This is a genomic window from Bifidobacterium apicola (genome assembly GCF_042846865.1).
In the GTDB taxonomy this organism is placed as follows: domain Bacteria; phylum Actinomycetota; class Actinomycetes; order Actinomycetales; family Bifidobacteriaceae; genus Bombiscardovia; species Bombiscardovia apicola.
This window is the reverse complement of the sequence record NZ_BAAFQQ010000001.1, coordinates 1,930,432-1,945,342: the sequence shown is the minus strand read 5'-3', so window position 1 is coordinate 1,945,342 and position 14,911 is coordinate 1,930,432. Positions and strand designations below refer to the sequence as shown.

General features: G+C 63.2%; 11 protein-coding genes and 3 pseudogenes. 1 reads left to right on the top strand and 13 read right to left on the bottom strand.

Annotation, left to right across the window (positions count from 1 at the left end):
- Window positions 1–10: 10 nt before the first annotated feature.
- The 9 genes from ACGG9J_RS08065 to ACGG9J_RS08025 all read right to left on the bottom strand — a co-directional run bounded on the left by ACGG9J_RS08065 (window position 11) and on the right by ACGG9J_RS08025 (window position 10,612).
- Entirely contained in the window at window positions 11–1,276 is a 1,266-nt protein-coding gene (locus ACGG9J_RS08065; protein WP_390135356.1) for an acetylornithine transaminase, read from the bottom strand.
- A gap of 28 nt (window positions 1,277–1,304) precedes the next feature.
- Window positions 1,305–2,252 (bottom strand): acetylglutamate kinase, encoded by a 948-nt coding sequence (gene argB, locus ACGG9J_RS08060; protein WP_390135193.1) that lies wholly within the window; start codon window positions 2,250–2,252, stop codon window positions 1,305–1,307.
- A 71-nt stretch (window positions 2,253–2,323) separates the two neighbouring features.
- Window positions 2,324–3,493, bottom strand: a complete 1,170-nt coding sequence (gene argJ / locus ACGG9J_RS08055) for a bifunctional glutamate N-acetyltransferase/amino-acid acetyltransferase ArgJ (protein WP_390135191.1) — start codon at window positions 3,491–3,493, stop codon at window positions 2,324–2,326.
- On the bottom strand, window positions 3,490–4,584 hold the full coding sequence (argC, locus tag ACGG9J_RS08050; RefSeq protein WP_390135355.1) for an N-acetyl-gamma-glutamyl-phosphate reductase: 1,095 nt from the start codon (window positions 4,582–4,584) through the stop codon (window positions 3,490–3,492). Before argC ends, argJ begins: the two co-directional genes overlap by 4 nt.
- 108 nt (window positions 4,585–4,692) lie before the next feature.
- Window positions 4,693–5,283, bottom strand: a complete 591-nt coding sequence (locus ACGG9J_RS08045; protein ID WP_390135189.1) for a DJ-1/PfpI family protein — start codon at window positions 5,281–5,283, stop codon at window positions 4,693–4,695.
- A 23-nt stretch (window positions 5,284–5,306) separates the two neighbouring features.
- A complete protein-coding gene (locus ACGG9J_RS08040) occupies window positions 5,307–5,915 on the bottom strand; it encodes a DUF4190 domain-containing protein (protein ID WP_390135187.1) in 609 nt (202 codons plus the stop codon).
- Between the two features lie 25 nt (window positions 5,916–5,940).
- Window positions 5,941–8,547: a phenylalanine--tRNA ligase subunit beta gene (gene pheT, locus ACGG9J_RS08035; RefSeq protein WP_390135185.1), complete on the bottom strand. Its 2,607-nt coding sequence runs from the start codon at window positions 8,545–8,547 to the stop codon at window positions 5,941–5,943.
- A 7-nt stretch (window positions 8,548–8,554) separates the two neighbouring features.
- Window positions 8,555–9,622 (bottom strand): phenylalanine--tRNA ligase subunit alpha, encoded by a 1,068-nt coding sequence (pheS, locus tag ACGG9J_RS08030; protein ID WP_390135183.1) that lies wholly within the window; start codon window positions 9,620–9,622, stop codon window positions 8,555–8,557.
- A gap of 69 nt (window positions 9,623–9,691) precedes the next feature.
- Window positions 9,692–10,612 carry a TrmH family RNA methyltransferase gene (locus ACGG9J_RS08025; RefSeq protein ID WP_390135354.1) on the bottom strand — a complete coding sequence of 307 codons (921 nt, stop codon included), beginning with the start codon at window positions 10,610–10,612 and terminating at the stop codon, window positions 9,692–9,694.
- 220 nt (window positions 10,613–10,832) lie between these two features.
- Between ACGG9J_RS08025 and ACGG9J_RS08020 the strand changes: the two genes are divergently transcribed.
- Window positions 10,833–11,453 carry a superoxide dismutase gene (locus ACGG9J_RS08020; RefSeq protein WP_024626528.1) on the top strand — a complete coding sequence of 207 codons (621 nt, stop codon included), beginning with the start codon at window positions 10,833–10,835 and terminating at the stop codon, window positions 11,451–11,453.
- Between the two features lie 106 nt (window positions 11,454–11,559).
- Here the strand turns inward: ACGG9J_RS08020 and ACGG9J_RS08330 are convergent.
- From ACGG9J_RS08330 to ACGG9J_RS08010, 4 genes and pseudogenes are all read right to left on the bottom strand, one after another.
- Window positions 11,560–12,288 (bottom strand): annotated as a pseudogene (locus ACGG9J_RS08330) (energy-coupling factor transporter transmembrane component T family protein); the annotation flags it as partial.
- A 309-nt stretch (window positions 12,289–12,597) separates the two neighbouring features.
- Window positions 12,598–13,281 (bottom strand): annotated as a pseudogene (locus ACGG9J_RS08325) (ATP-binding cassette domain-containing protein); the annotation flags it as partial.
- A 213-nt stretch (window positions 13,282–13,494) separates the two neighbouring features.
- Window positions 13,495–14,055 (bottom strand): annotated as a pseudogene (locus ACGG9J_RS08320) (energy-coupling factor ABC transporter ATP-binding protein); the annotation flags it as partial.
- 10 nt (window positions 14,056–14,065) lie between these two features.
- Window positions 14,066–14,740: an ECF transporter S component gene (locus ACGG9J_RS08010; RefSeq protein WP_390135179.1), complete on the bottom strand. Its 675-nt coding sequence runs from the start codon at window positions 14,738–14,740 to the stop codon at window positions 14,066–14,068.
- Between the last annotated feature and the right edge of the window lie 171 nt (window positions 14,741–14,911).

The following is a 14,911-nucleotide window of genomic DNA, read 5'->3' as shown; positions in this document are numbered from 1 at the left end:
GTCTCACTGATCATCCTGTTGCAAGCCCTTCCCCGAGACTGACCGGAGCCTTGGACAGGATATCCACGGCCAGGTCGATCTGGTCGGCCTGGATGATCAGGGGCGGGGCCAGACGCAGGGCATCAGGGGCCACAGCATTGACGATCAGCCCGTGATCCAGGGCCCAGGAGGCCAGATCCCCGGCACAGGGGGCGCTCAGCTGGACCGCATCCAGCAGCCCTCTGCCTCTGACCTGGTTATAGAGGGGATTGCCGCAGTCGGTAAGGCCAGCGCGCAGCCTCTCGCCCATCTGCCGCGCCCGTTCCAGCAGGTCCTCCCGTTGGATGGTCTCCAAGGTGGTCAGTGCCAGGGCCGACCCCAGGGGATTGCCGCCGAAGGTGGATCCGTGCATGCCAGGGGTCAGCAGACCTGATGGCCCAGAGCCGAAGGTGATCATCCCGCCCATGGGGAAGCCGCCTGCCACCCCCTTGGCGAAGGTGAGCACGTCAGGGCAGGCTCCTCCGGACAGGCTCCGGTCCTGGAAGGCGAACCAGTGGCCGGTCCTGCCCATGCCGGTCTGCACCTCGTCCAAAATCATCAGGGCTCCGTGCCGGCTGCAAAGCTCACGCACCTGCCGAACGTAGTCAGGATCCAGCGGCAGCACCCCGGCCTCACCCTGGATGAGCTCCAGAATGACGGCGGCCACCGGCTCTCCTGAGGTCTCCCCCTGTGCGAAGGCCTCCTCTACAGCCTCGCCGTCTTCTGCCGGCAGGAAGCCCATACCCGGGACCAGGGGCTGGAAGGGCTCACGGATGGCCGGCTTCCAGGTCAGGCTCAGAGAGCCCATGCTGCGGCCGTGGAAACTATGGGTCAGAGCCAGGATCCGGCCAGGGTGACCGCCCATGCGAGCGCCATGCAGCCGGGCAAGCTTGATGGCCGCCTCATTGGCCTCGGTTCCCGAGTTGGCGAAGAAGACACGGGATCCCTCCGGGGCCTGAGCCAGGTCCAGCAGTCGTTCGGCCAGCTCGATCTGAGGCTGGGAGGCGAAGAAGTTGCTGATGTGAGCCATCTTCCCGGCCTGCTCAGCCAGGGCCTTGTTCCAGGCCGGATGGGCATAGCCCAGGGCATTGACCGCGATTCCGGCCATCATGTCCAGATAGCGGTTGCCGTCCAGGTCCCAGATCCAGGCGCCTCGGCCATGGTCCATGACCCTGCCCGGCCGTCCGAAGACCCGCATGTGGACGCGATCATAGCGGTCTGCCCATTGACTGCTCTGCGGCCCCTGAGGAGTCCTCATGGGCTCCGAAGCTTCCGCAGGAAACGCATCAGCCTTCGTCATGGCTCCTCCTCATGATCATGTCCTTGCCCGGTACGACCACCGTGCCGATGCCGTTGCGGGTGAAGATCTCGTTGAGCATGGAATGCGGCCGCCGTCCGTCGATGACGTGGGCCTCGCCCACCCCGGAGCGCACGGCCTGCAGGCAGGCCTCCATCTTGGGGCGCATCCCCTCATGCATGTCCTCCAACATATCCTCCAGCCGGTCCACGCCGATGCTGGAGACCAGGGAGTCGGCCTGGGGCCAATTGGCGTACAGGCCCTCCACATCGGTGAGGATGACCAGTTTCCGGGCCCCCAGAGCTACTGCCAGAGCGGATGCGGCCGCGTCGGCATTCACATTGAGCACCTGGGTGGGATCCTGCTCGTCAGGAGCCACAGAGGAGACGACGGGAATCCGCCCGGCATCGATCAGATCCTCGACGGCAGAGGCATCCACGCCCACGACCTCGCCCACCAGGCCCAGGTCGACTGGTCGGCCATCCGCCATGCCGGTGCGGCGGGCCGCACTGAACAGGCCGGCATCCTCCCCTGACAAGCCGACCGCCATAGGACCGTGAGCATTGATGGCACCGACCAGATCCCTGCCCACCTGTCCGGTCAGCACCATGCGAACCACCTTCATGGTCTCCGGTGTGGTCACCCGCAGACCGCCGCGGAAGACCGAGGGGATGCCCAGGGCCTGGAGCATGCGGGAGATCTGCGGGCCGCCCCCGTGCACCACCACCGGATGCATGCCCACCTGCCTCAAGAAGACCATGTCCTGAGCAAAGCACTGCCGCAGATGGTCGTCCACCATGGCATGGCCGCCGTATTTGACTACGATCCTCTGACCGGCGAACTCCTCCAGCCAGGGCAGGGCCTCGATGAGCACCTGGGCCTTGCGGGCATCGTCCAAGGCTGTTTCAGCTTCGGCATCCTGCTCGACATCCGCCATCCTCTTCCCCTTCCTTATGACCATCTTCCAATTGCTGCGGCTCTTGGCAGCGCGCCCGATCAGGTTTCCTGTCAGGTGTGGTAGTCGGCATTGATGGACACGTATTCGTGGGTCAGATCATCCGTCCATACCGTGGCCTGGCTGTCACCATGACCAAGGTCGATGTCGATATGAACCTCTGGGACGTGCAGGTTGACCAGCTCCGGATCCTGACCGGGACGGCCGCCCTGGCAGACCTTGATGCCGTTGAAGCTGACATCCACATGGGCCGGGTCATAGGCCGCCTTCGAAACCGGCACGGTGCCCAGGGAGGACACCACCCGGCCCCAGTTCGGGTCCTCGCCGGCCACCGCGCACTTGAGCAGCGTGGAGCCGGAGACCGCCCGTGCGCAGGCAAGGGCTGCATCCTCGTTCTCGGCACCATCCACACGGATGCGGATCCGATGCCTGCTGCCCTCACCGTCGGCCACAATCCGATGGGCCAGATCCGCGCAGGCCTGACCAAGCTTCTCCTGGAACTGGCCGGGGTCAGGCCGCACGCCAGAGGCCCCGGAGGCCATCAGCAGGACGGTGTCGTTGGTGGACATGCACCCGTCCACGTCGATCCGGTTGAAGCTGAGCCGGCAAGCCTCGGACAGGGCTTGGCGAGCCTGTTCCGGCTCCAGAATGGCATCGGTGGTGATTACGCAGATCATGGTGGCCAACTGCGGGGCGATCATCCCGGAACCCTTGACCATGCCGCCCAGCCGCCAGCCGGAACCGTCCACAGCCACGGTCTTGGTGCAGGTGTCGGTGGTCAATATGGCCTTTGCGGCCTCTTCGCCGGCTTCCTGACTGGCCGACATCTCCTGGGCAGCCTGGTCAATGCCGGTCAATATGGAATCCAGGTGCAGCAGATGGCCGATGATCCCGGTGGAGCAGACAGCAACCCGCTTGGCCGGCAGACCCAGTTGCTCTCCTGTCCGTTCGGCCATGGCCCTGGCCTGGTCCAGGCCCTCGGGGCCCGTGCAGGCGTTGGCATTGCCGGAGTTGATGACCACGGCTCCAGCACGACCATCTTCAAGGATCCTGCTGGTCCAGACGACCGGAGCGGCCCGGAAACGATTGGGTGTGAAGACCCCCACAGCCGTGTCCATGGGTCCGCTGTTGACGACCAAGGCCAGGTTGCGGCGCTGTGAGCCTCCCGGACGATGGGCGATGGCCGTGCCGGTCTGGAAGCCTGCAGGGTAGGTGATGCTCATGGTGCCACTCCTATGGTTGTCAATCCGGTCTCCTCGGGCAGGCCCAGAGCCAGATTCACGGCTTGGAGGGCCTGGCCTGCGGTGCCCCGGGTCAGGTTGTCGATGGCGGCGAAAGCGTAGAGGCGGTCGGCGCGCTGGTCCACAGCGACCTGGACCTGGGCCCGGTTGGAGCCATACACATCGGCCGTGGAGGGAAGCCTGCCCTCGGGGAGCAGATCGACAAACTGCTCGTCGGCATAGATCTCTTCCCAGACGGAACGAATATCAGCCATACCCATGCTCTGTCCACGCGCGCTCAGCTTGGCTGAGACCACAGCCAGAATCCCCCTTGACATGGGGACCAGTATGGGGGTCAGCCCCAAGCGGATGGATTGTTTCCCAAGACCCCCGAGGTTCAGGTCCGCAGCTGCGGTCTTGCGCAGGTTCTGCAGAATCTCAGGGATATGCCGATGGGTGCCTCCGACCGAGTAGGGATGGGCCGAATTGATGGCCTGGGCTGCCAGCAGATCCATTCTGCCGCCCGAGCGCCCAGCGCCCGAGTAGCCGACGGCAAGGTCGGCCACCAGATCATCGGTCTGCACCAGTCCGGCGGCCAAAGCGGGTTGGAAGGCCAGAGTGACTGCTGTGACATTGCAGCCGGGACCAGCGATCCGCCGAGTCTGTCCAAGCAACTGACGTTGACGACCGCCACCAGGATTGAGCAGCTCAGGCATCCCGTAGGTCCACGGGCTTGAGAAAGGCCCTCCGTAGTAGTCTTGCCAGTCGCTCGGATCCTCCAGCCGGTGATCAGCGCCCAGGTCGACCATCAGCGATTGTGGATCCAGCTGCTCGGCCAAGGGGCCCGAAGCCCCGTGAGGCAGGGCCAAAACCACCAGATCATGGCCGGCCAAGATCTCCGGCTTCGTATCCTGAATCTGCAGCGAGGCCAGCGACTCCGGAAGGTTGGGCGAGAACTCCCCCAACAGTCGACCAGCGGAGCCGTGACCGGTGACCGTGCATACCTGAAAGGCTGGATGCGCTGCCAATAGACGAATCATTTCCGAGCCGGCATACCCCGAAGCTCCCGCCACAGCCACCGTGTATTGCCGCATGAGTGCTCCCTTCATCGGGCACCATAATACATACTCATGCAGTAAAACGCATATTTATACAATTCGGCGTGTCGCTATGCACCTGCTTTAGCTGCGCATCACTTTCATTTATGCGAAGGGGTCATAACCGGAGTCTCGGTTGCGGATGTATTCCATTTGCATGCTGGCCTTGTCCGCAGCATCGGGCCCGCATGTGTCCTCCACAAAGGCCAGGGCCATATCGATGCCGGCCGAGATACCCGAAGAGGTGCGAAACTTTCCATCGACCACCCAGCGGGCATCTTTGATCCAGTCCACACGCTCCCCCATGCTGACGACCCAGTCAAAGGCCAAGTCATTGGAGGTTGCACGCCGACCGTCGAGCACACCGGCGGCAGCCAAGAGAGCCGAGCCTGTGCAGACCGTCATTACCTGCGGCGACTGGGCAGCCAGACCTGCTAGCTGCCCAATCCATTGGTCATTTCCAACCAGAGTTCGCGTGCCAGAACCGCCGGGTATCAACAAAACTCCCTTGGGATCAATCGCTTCGAGTCCTACAGCTTCGACCCGGACGCCGCCTTCCCCGACTTTCACTCCAGGACCGTCCAAGGAGAAAAGCCGCACCCGGGCGTCATCAGTGTTGACGAAAACCTCAAAGGGGCCAAAGACATCCAAGGGTTCAAACCCGTCGAATACGACAATATTGATATCCAAGCCCATCTGAATGACCCCCTGCTTAAATCTCAGGCGCTGACGCCACCTGAGCCGGAGCCGCCGCCACCCGTCGAGGGCGACGGCATCATCTGCTGGTAGAAGTCGTTCAGGGAGACCCCGTTGACCAGAAGCCAGATCCAGGCCAAGGTAAAGAGCAGGTTGATGATCAGGGCAGCCATGGCCAGCCCATAGCCCTTCATATGCAGTCGGCGGGTCCGATACATGGAAACGCCGCCGAGCAAAGCGGGAATCACAGGCATGGGCAGGAAGAGGGCCATGAGGAAGGCGATGATGGCGCAGGGATCCCAGTGGCCGTAGACCGGATTTTGGGAGGGATCGTTCAGATCGGGCATGCCCTGGGGAGGCCATCCTGGCGCACCGGGACGGGTCTGAGGATTCCCAGGATTTCCGCCGCGACCGAGACCCGGCTGCCCCGCCATGGGCATGGGCCGGTTGGCGGGGTTGCCTTGGGACGAATCGGATTCCTTGGTCTTGGATTCAGGGTCTGGGCGACCGTAGATGTACGGATTCCATCCTGGATAACGATCGGCGCGTGCGCCGTACAAGGGCTGGTCGCCCCCATCATGATCCTGGCGGTCAGGTCCACCGGCTGTGCCCTGTTCTTGAGAATCCGTCATGTCCCTCGGTCCCCTCGATGCCCGGTCAGGCACGCAGCACGGCGCCCAGACCTGCAGTCTTGTCAACAATGGCCTGGCGCAGGGATTCGCTGTCCTCGGACGTCAAGGTGCGGTCCGGGGCGCGGAAGGTGACTGCGAAGGCCAGCGATTTTGCATGCTCACCGATCTGATCGCCAGTGAAGACGTCGAACAGCTCGATGGATTCAAGACTAGACCCAGCCGCTTCTCTGATGGCGGAAGTCAGGTCGGCTGCCGAGACCGTGTCCGGCACGGTGAAGGCCAGATCCTGACGGACCGGCGGGAAGGTCGACACGGGCTTGGCCTGCAGAGGGGTGTAGTCCAAATGGTCCAGCACCATGTCCAGACTCAGCTCGAATGCGGCCGAGTGGGCAGGGAAGCCCAGAGCCTGATCAACCCGAGGATGCAGCTCGCCCACCATACCGACAAGCGTGCCGTCATCCAGAACCAGCCTGGCGGTACGGCCCGGATGCCACTGGTCAGGCACCTGCTCAGCCGAGGGCTGCTCCAGCCGATAATGTGCTCCCAGCCTATCCAGGACACGACGAGCCGATTCGACCGCATCGGTCCAGTCCACATCCCTGCTGTCTTTGAGCCAACCGTCCTCCTGGGCACGGCCGGTCAGCAAGGCCGCCACATGCAGCCGTTGCTCTGGCAGACCCTGGTCCAAGCGGGCCAGATCCTCGTCGCTGGGCCGCACACCGCCCGGAAGGGTGGGCACCGCAGGCGCCTTGGGGTCGCGACGGAAGACATAGCCGATCTCGAAGAGCCGCACGTCCGTGTTGCCACGGCGCAGGTTGCGCTCCACAGTGTTGGCCAGCGGCAACAGCAGGCTCTGGCGCAGATAAGGCCTGTCAGCAGCCATCGGGTTGGCCAGCTCCACGCTGTTGATATGGACCTCATCAGGATCCATGCCGAAGGCTTTGAAATCACTGTCGCCAACAAATGGGTAATCCAGAACCTCGGTCAGCCCATACTCGGCCATGGTGTCAGCCACCCACCGGCGACGCTGCTGGCGATCGGTCAGACCAACCGCTCCGGACACCTTGGGTGATGGCACGGTGACGGGGATGCGGTCATAGCCCACCAGGCGGGCCACCTCCTCGACAAGATCACAGCCCTCGCCCAGGTCGGGCCTCCAGGTTGGCGGAGTCACCGACAGCCGGTCTTGAGGATCACCTTGGACCGTGCATCCGATGTCTCGCAGAATGGCCACGATGCGCTGGGGCTCCACCTCCAGTCCGGTCAGACGTGCCACCTCGCTGACGGCAAAGTCGATGACCGGCATGGGCTTGGTCTGATCCATATCCAGCGGAGCATCCAGGTCCTGGCCACCGGCAAGGCGATGCAACAGGTCGGCGGCCATGGCTGCGGCGGCTGGCTGCATCTGCGGATCGACTCCGCGCTCAAAGCGCTTGGAGGCCTCCGAGGGCAGCTTGTGGCGACGGGCGGTCCGGGCGATGGTCACCTGGTCGAAGTGAGCGGACTCAATCAGAATGTTCTTCGTCTGATCGGTCACTTCTCCGTACAGACCGCCCATGACGCCGGCCAGTCCCAGGATGCGGGAACCCTCTTGACCCTGGGGCGAGTCGGTGATGAGCAGATCTTCAGTGCTGAGCTCGCGATCCTTGCCATCAAGGGTGGTCAGGTGCTCGCCCTGCCTGGCCCTGCGCACCACGATGGGCCCGCTGAGCTTGTCCAGATCGTAAGCGTGCAGAGGCTGGCCCAGATCCAGCATGACGTAGTTGGTGATGTCCACCGGCAGGCTGATAGAGCGCATGCCGGCCCGAACCAGCCGTCGACGCATCCAGCTGGGAGTCGGCGCCTTGGGGTCGCACCTGGTCAAGGCACGCAGGTAGTACCGGTCACAACCGGGCTGACCATGAATAGGGTTCTCATCCTGGACGCGCACGGCCAGCGGAGCCTGATCCTCTTGGGCAGCGGAAGCAGGCACGGTCTTGTTCAGCTCAATCACCGGATCCGTGTACTCGGCGCCCGTGGAGTGGTGATATTCGCGGGCAACCCCCCGGTAGGAGAAGGCATAGCCACGGTCAGGGGTGATGTTGATCTCAAGGACAGGCGTGTTCATATGCAGGAGGCTCATGGCATCGTCACCGGGCTTGAGCTGTTCGTACTGCTCGGGGGTGAACCCATAGTTGCGCAGCAGGATGATGCCCTGATGGTCCGAACCAAGCCCCAGCTCACGCTCAGAGGCGCACATGCCGTCCGAGATGTGGCCATAGGTCTTGCGTGGTTCGATGCGGAAGTCACCGGGCAGGACGGCTCCAGGCAGGGTCACCACCACCTTCTCGCCCGCAGCCATGTTGGGGGCCCCGCAGACGATGCCACGCGGCACCTTGTGACCCTGGTCGTCCACGGCGTTGTACTGCTCGCCCACATCCACATGGCACCAGTTGATGGTCTTGCCGTTCTTCTGAGGCTCGGGCTCGGCATCCACCACATAGCCGACCACGATGGGGCCGGTCACTGTGGACTGGTGGATGTCCTCTTCCTCCAGACCGACCCGAACCAGGTCCTTGGCCAGCTGTTCATAGGTCAGATCCTCAGGGACCTGCACATGCTCTTTGAGCCAGTCGATATCTACCATTGGCATCTGACGGTCACTCCCCCATCTCGAACTGCTGGCTGAACCGCACGTCGCCTTCGACCAGGTCGTGCATATCGTTGATGTCGTGGCGCAGGAGCAGGGTGCGCTCCATGCCCACACCGAAGGCGAAGCCTGAGTAGCGCTGCGGGTCCACGCCGGCCGACCTCAGAACGTTGGGGTTGACCATGCCGCAGCCTCCCCATTCGATCCATCCGGGGCCACCCTTCTTGTCAGGGAACCAGAGATCCATCTCGGCGCTGGGCTCGGTGAAGGGGAAGTACGAGGGCCGTAGTCTGGTCCGGGCCTCGGGACCGAACATAGCCACAGCGAGCTTGTCCAGGGTGCCCTTGAGGTCGGCCATGGTCAGATGTTCATCGACGGCGATGGCCTCGCACTGGTGGAAGACCGGGGTGTGGGTGGCATCAAGCTCGTCGGTGCGGAAGACCCTGCCCGTGCAGGCCACGTAAAGCGGTACACCACGGGTTATCAGGGAACGGGCCTGGTCGGGCGAGGTATGTGTGCGCATGACCATGTTGGAGCCGACGAAGCCGGCGGCGTCCCTGGCCTGGCTGCCCTTGACGTAGAAGGTGTCCTGCATCTGGCGGGCGGGATGGTCAGGGCCGAAGTTGAGGGCATCGAAGTTGTACCACTCGGCCTCCAGCTCGGGGCCCTGGGCGATGCTCCAACCCATGGAGACGAAGAAATCCTCCACATCCTCCATGAGCTTGGACAGCGGGTGACGGGCACCTTGGGGACGGCGGTTGACCGGCAGGGTCATATCCACCTGTTCGGCAGCCAGGCGGCGGGATTCCTCCTCCTGGCGCAGCTCCCGCTCCTTGAGCCCATAGGCACGTCCGAAGTCAGCCTTGAGCTTGCCCGCTAGGCGCCCGGCGGTCTTCTTCTGATCCGCCGGCAGCCTTCCAATGATCCGGCCGGATCCAGCCAGGGCTGAACCCGTCCCCGCATACTTGGCCTTGATCGCCTTAAGTTCCTCCAGATCGGAGGCTTCGCGAATCCTGCCGATGCCCTCGTTGACCTCGTCGGTCATCGCCGCGGGGTCGAATTCTTCCTGTGCCACCATGGACCTTTCCACTGTTGCCAATGCCGTATCCGGGCCGCAAATCAGCGGAAATCCCGGTCGTTGACGCCTTCACATTCTTTCAATACGACTCGACATGGCCATGGCGTAAAGCAGCACTGCTGCCGAAGTAGCCAGATTGAGTGATTCAGCCCGCCCATATATGGGTATGCGGACGATCTGATCCATGGACTGCAGCAACTCATTGGGCAGTCCACGTGCCTCATTGCCGAAGAGCAGGGCCATGGGCTGACCCGCCGAGTCTGGCTTGGCCAGGGCACCGCTCGCCATCAAATCAGTCAGGGAGCTGACGGGTTTATCCGGCGTGCCATAGACATCCGCGGCCACCATGGTCCGGCCCTGCCGCCTGCACAAGGCCAGGAAGTCGTCGGTGCTCATGGTCATCAGGGGAATGTGAAAGGCCGAGCCAGCCGTGGAGCGAATGACCTTGGGATTGGTGGGCTCCACGCACTGGTCCACTAGTATGACTGCCCGGCAACCGGCGGCATCAGCGGTGCGAATGACGGTTCCGGCATTGCCTGGATCACGAATCTGCCAGAAGGCCGCCACCAGGTCGGGCCCCTCCCCCGTCGGGTGCTGGGAATCCTCAAGATCCGTCGGCTGGGCCAAAAATCCATCAGTGCACGCCTGGGCCAGGATCCCTTGGGCATTGCCGCTGATGGCATGCATGACCCGGGCCGAGACGAAGTGCCCGTAGCAGTCAGGCAGCTCCCGTGCCTGATCCATGATGGCCCCTACGGTCTCGTTGAGCGGCTGCGGATGACCGCCCTGGACTACAGGAGAGGATTCATCCGCCTGAATATAAAGGTCGGTCAGCAGGTCGGGACGCCAGCGGACCGCCTCGCGCACGCTCTGCGGGCCCTCTATCAGGAAACGGCCATGACGCTGCCGGGCCCGTCGATCCTGCAGTTCAGCCAGGCGACGAATTCGTTGGGCATGCGGGTTGTCAAGAAGGGAGTCATCAAAGGGCATGGGCATAACTCTAGCCCCGGCAGTCGAGAGTCCTGCGATCGGACCTCAATGAGCTCAGATCTGTGGGAAAGTTCACTGAAAGAAAGCTCCGCGCCTCTTGTGCTCACCGGACAAAAGGCTAGGGTGAAAGGACCGGTCGGGTCGACCACGTCCATCGCTGGTATGGCGCAGACCGACCATTGCACATCTGGCTTGGCCAGAATCATTGTGAGGAGACGATATGCCCGTATATACACTTCCCGATCTGCCATATGACTACTCGGCACTGGAGCCGTACGTGTCCGGCAAGATCATGGAGCTGCACCATGACAAGCACCATCAGGCTTATGTAAACGGGGCCAACAAGGCCCTGGAGCAGATCCACGACGCGGCCGAGTCCGGCAACGTGGCCCAGTCCAACCTGCTGGAGAAGAACCTGGCCTTCAACCTGGCCGGGCACAAGAACCACTCCATCTTCTGGAAGAACATGGCCCCGGCCGACGGCCAAGAGCCCACTGGCGAACTCAAGGCCGCCATCGAAGACCAGTTCGGGTCCTTCCAGGGCTTCCAGACCTACTTCGAGTCCATGTGCGCAGGCATCCAGGGCTCCGGCTGGGCCGTCCTGGCCTGGGATACCCTGGGCGAGCGCCTGGTCACCCTGCAGATGTACGACCACCAGGGCAACCTGCCCGTCACCATCTTCCCGCTGGTTCTGCTGGACCTCTGGGAGCACGCCTACTACCTGGAGTACCTGAACGACCGGGCCAGCTACGTCAAGGCCTGGTGGCACATCGTCAACTGGGAGGATGCCTCCAAGCGCTTCGACGAGGTGCGCAACATCAACACCACTCTCGCCAGGTAAAAGACCAGCGCTTCCAACCACTGACAGACCCCGGTCTTTCCCGCTTCTGCGGGAGGGGAAAGACCGGGGTCTGTCCATGCCTGGAGTCTGTCGGAACACCTGGCAGTCAGTTGCCGAAGAAGGCGATGGAGCCGGTAAGTGCAGCCAAGGTCAGGGAGATTGCAGGCACAGCCAGGCAGATGAGCAGGAAACCCGCATCGCGGGGTCTGACCTGGGAGACCCGGGCATGAGTGCGCGGTGTACTGCCGCCGAAGCCGCGTGCCTCCATGGCCGTGGCCAAAGTCGTCGAACGTCTGATAGACAGGACCAACAGGGCGAAGGCCTGGGGCATAAAGGCCTTGAAACGGTTCTCATCGCCCAGCCCGCGACTGCGGCGCGAGGCAGTCAAGGCCGACCAGTCGTCCTTGAGAACAGTGAAGAGCCGCATGCCTGCCAGCCCTCCATAGACGAAGCGATCAGGCAGGTGGAGCACCTGGCTGAAGGCATCGGCCAGGTCAGTGGCATCTATCCCCAGCACGGTGATGATAGCCGGGATCCCAATAGCCAGGATTCGCAGCCCAGTAGCCAAGGCCAGGTCCAGCGACCGCTGGGTGATGTGGATCATTCCCCACTGCCAGAATGTAGCGCCGCCGCTCTTGCCATAGAGGATGATCGCCAGAGCCGAGCCTGGTGCCCCAAGGAAGATAGGCCAGGTGGACCTGACTGCGCGCCAGGGCGTGAAGCCTGCCGCGCCCAGCAGCAGGAACTCCAGAATAAGCGCCGTTGTAGCTGAGACCGGGTCCAGACTGATCAGCAGGGGCAGAGCCGCCAAAAAGGCCCCAATCAGGCGGAATGCCGGATTGATGGAGGCAATGTAAGGCGACCGGCTGGCAGGTTTGACAGGTTCGTCCCGCTGATTCATGGGCGTGACGGTCAGCCTGGCGGCAACAGCCTTCTGACGGGTCTGCAAATCTGACCCGGTTATGGGCCAGACAGTTTTCTTGTCTCCCGGTGGCGTCATCTCCACCAGGCGGGCATCCAGGGCCTGGACCAGCTCCCTGTCGTGGGTGACCAGGATGATGCAGGCCCCCTGGTCACGCAGGTCTGCAATCAGCCGGGCCATGCTGACCCAGGTATTCCTGTCCTGACCGAAGGTGGGCTCGTCAAGAATCAGCACCTGAGGTGCTGCCGCCAGGGCCGAGGCCACGGTGAGCCGCCTCTTCTCGCCTCCCGAGAGCGTGTAAGGGTTGGCACGCGCGTACTGCCGCAGTCTGAAACGCCTCAACAGTTCCAGGGCGCGGTCCTGGGCCTGGTCCTCGGTCATGCCGGTACGGATGGGGGCCAGTTCGACCTCTTCCAGGACCGTGCCCCGGGCGAACTGATGCTCAGGATTCTGAAAGACATAGGCTATGCGCGCCGCCAGCTGGGATGATGCCCACCGGATGGGTTCGGGCTCCGCAGGTGTCTGCCCCTGGGGTCCCCGTAGCAGGCGATCCTTGGCAAGGACCGAACCAGCCACCGGCTCCAGCAAACCAGCCAGGGTCATGGCCAGCGTGGACTTGCCGGCTCCGTTGGCTCCAACCAGGGCGGTGACCTGCCCGGCCCTGAATTCCAGATCGATATGCTCGGCCACTGCCTTGCCCTGACGGCCCACCGACAGATCCCGAGCGGCCAGCAGGACGGGATGATCATCCTGTCCAGGGCTGGATTGCCCAGACCTTATCTGACCCCGTCCAAGCTCAGGGAGCGAATCCCTGGCGCTTCTATAAGCTTCGGGAACCCAGATACCCAAGGAGGCCAGGTCCAGCTCAGGATCAGCGAAGACCTCCTCGGGACTGCCGTCGGCCATGATCACGGTCTTGCGATAGGCCGCAGCATCTGATACGCCGGTGCCACCTTCAACCTCACCCAGCCCAAGCACAATGACCCGGTCGATCATGTCCATCCAGGGCCCTGCCCGGTGCTCGACCAGAATCATGGTCGAGCCTTGCCGGTCCAGAACCTTCCTGACGGCGCCAACAATTTGGTCGACGCCGACCGGGTCCAGATTAGCCGTGGGCTCATCCAGCAGGAGCAGCCCAGGCTGCATGGCCAGAGCGCCGGCCAGGGCCAGACGCTGCATCTGCCCTCCACTCAGATGCATGGTAGACCGGGTCAGCTGCAGATCGGCCAGGCCTACCTCGGCCATGGCTTGACGCACCCGTGGCCAAATCTGACCCCGGGGCAATCCCATGTTCTCTGGTCCGAAGGCTACGTTATCGCCAAGCCGCTGAAAGATGGCCTGCGCATCCGGATCCTGCAGAACCAAGCCCACACGCCCCCGGCTGGAGACGGCGGGATTGCCGTCGATCAGGACCTGCCCCTGGGTCACCCCGCCCTCGTCATCCTCGACCTGGTCCTGACCGCTCTGCGGGGCATGATCGCCCAGCAGCCCGGCCACACCCTCAAGGATGGTCGATTTGCCGATGCCGGAGGCTCCCAGCAGAAGCACCCGCTGACCTGCAGGAATGCTCAGCGAGAGATCCCTGACGGCGAAGTGGTTTCTGTAGGCATGGCGGTACCCCCAGCCGCGCAGTTCCAAAGCGGCTGGGCTGTAGGGATTGTCCTGGATGCTCTGATCCACGCCCGGACCTCTACTTCCCGGCCGTGCGAATATCGCGGCCGGAGGCGAAACGGTCCAATGCCCCGGTGGCGGCGATGGCCTTGTAGAGGTACCAGACCAGCACTCCGGCAATCAGGGCGCCCGAAATCAGGGTGGCTATCAGATAGATCACCCCGTAAGGACCAGTCAGGTTGATGGCCTGCAGGTGCGTGCAGAAGGAGTACAGCCAGCAGCCGAAACCAGCGGCAGCGCCCGACAAAGCCGCCGTGGACATGTTCCACCGCCGGTAACGCAGCAGCATGAAGACCAGCTCGGCCATGAAGCCCTGAAGCAGACCGATCAGTATGGTCTCCACAGGCACCCATTGGCTGCCCAGCAGCGACTCCAGGATGGCTGCCACCAGCTCGGCGTAGACGGCAGCCCCCGGCTTGCGTACGATGACCAAAGCCAGGGGCCCGGCGAATAGGTAGAGGCCGTTGAGGATACCTCCTAGACCGGGCACAACCCCATCCAGGAAGGACCAGGGAATGGTGGTCACCATGGCGACCACCCAGTAGATGACGGCGGAGGCCACCCCGATGACCGAGGCGACGGCGATATCCACCACCCTCCACCGTTTGGAGGGGATCCTGACCTGAGAGGAAGTCCCTTCAGACTCCGGCTCCGGTTCGGAAACAGTATTGTTCATGAAATGACCATCGGTCATGATCTTGTGCCTTTCCTCGGGGCGCTCCCTATGAGCGCCATCCCGTTCAGGCACGGGTCCAGTGACATCCGTGCGCCGGCATTGCCCGGTAAACGTTCGTCCGGTTGAGGCTGAGCCTCCTCTCAGCCGCACGCCCTTAGGCATACGGCCCCCGTGTCACCTATAACCCTA

What these genes read in the sequence shown, in the direction of transcription:
- ACGG9J_RS08065 (WP_390135356.1), bottom strand. Translation starts at nt 1,276, where the DNA reads ATGAGGACTCCTCAGGGGCCGCAGAGCAGTCAATGGGCAGACCGCTAT.
- pheT (WP_390135185.1), bottom strand. Translation starts at nt 8,547, where the DNA reads ATGCCAATGGTAGATATCGACTGGCTCAAAGAGCATGTGCAGGTCCCT.
- argJ (WP_390135191.1), bottom strand. Translation starts at nt 3,493, where the DNA reads ATGAGCATCACCTACCCTGCAGGCTTCCAGACCGGCACGGCCATCGCC.
- ACGG9J_RS08045 (WP_390135189.1), bottom strand. Translation starts at nt 5,283, where the DNA reads ATGGGCTTGGATATCAATATTGTCGTATTCGACGGGTTTGAACCCTTG.
- argC (WP_390135355.1), bottom strand. Translation starts at nt 4,584, where the DNA reads ATGCGGCAATACACGGTGGCTGTGGCGGGAGCTTCGGGGTATGCCGGC.
- ACGG9J_RS08025 (WP_390135354.1), bottom strand. Translation starts at nt 10,612, where the DNA reads ATGCCCTTTGATGACTCCCTTCTTGACAACCCGCATGCCCAACGAATT.
- pheS (WP_390135183.1), bottom strand. Translation starts at nt 9,622, where the DNA reads ATGGTGGCACAGGAAGAATTCGACCCCGCGGCGATGACCGACGAGGTC.
- ACGG9J_RS08010 (WP_390135179.1), bottom strand. Translation starts at nt 14,740, where the DNA reads ATGACCGATGGTCATTTCATGAACAATACTGTTTCCGAACCGGAGCCG.
- ACGG9J_RS08040 (WP_390135187.1), bottom strand. Translation starts at nt 5,915, where the DNA reads ATGACGGATTCTCAAGAACAGGGCACAGCCGGTGGACCTGACCGCCAG.
- argB (WP_390135193.1), bottom strand. Translation starts at nt 2,252, where the DNA reads ATGGCGGATGTCGAGCAGGATGCCGAAGCTGAAACAGCCTTGGACGAT.
- ACGG9J_RS08020 (WP_024626528.1), top strand. Translation starts at nt 10,833, where the DNA reads ATGCCCGTATATACACTTCCCGATCTGCCATATGACTACTCGGCACTG.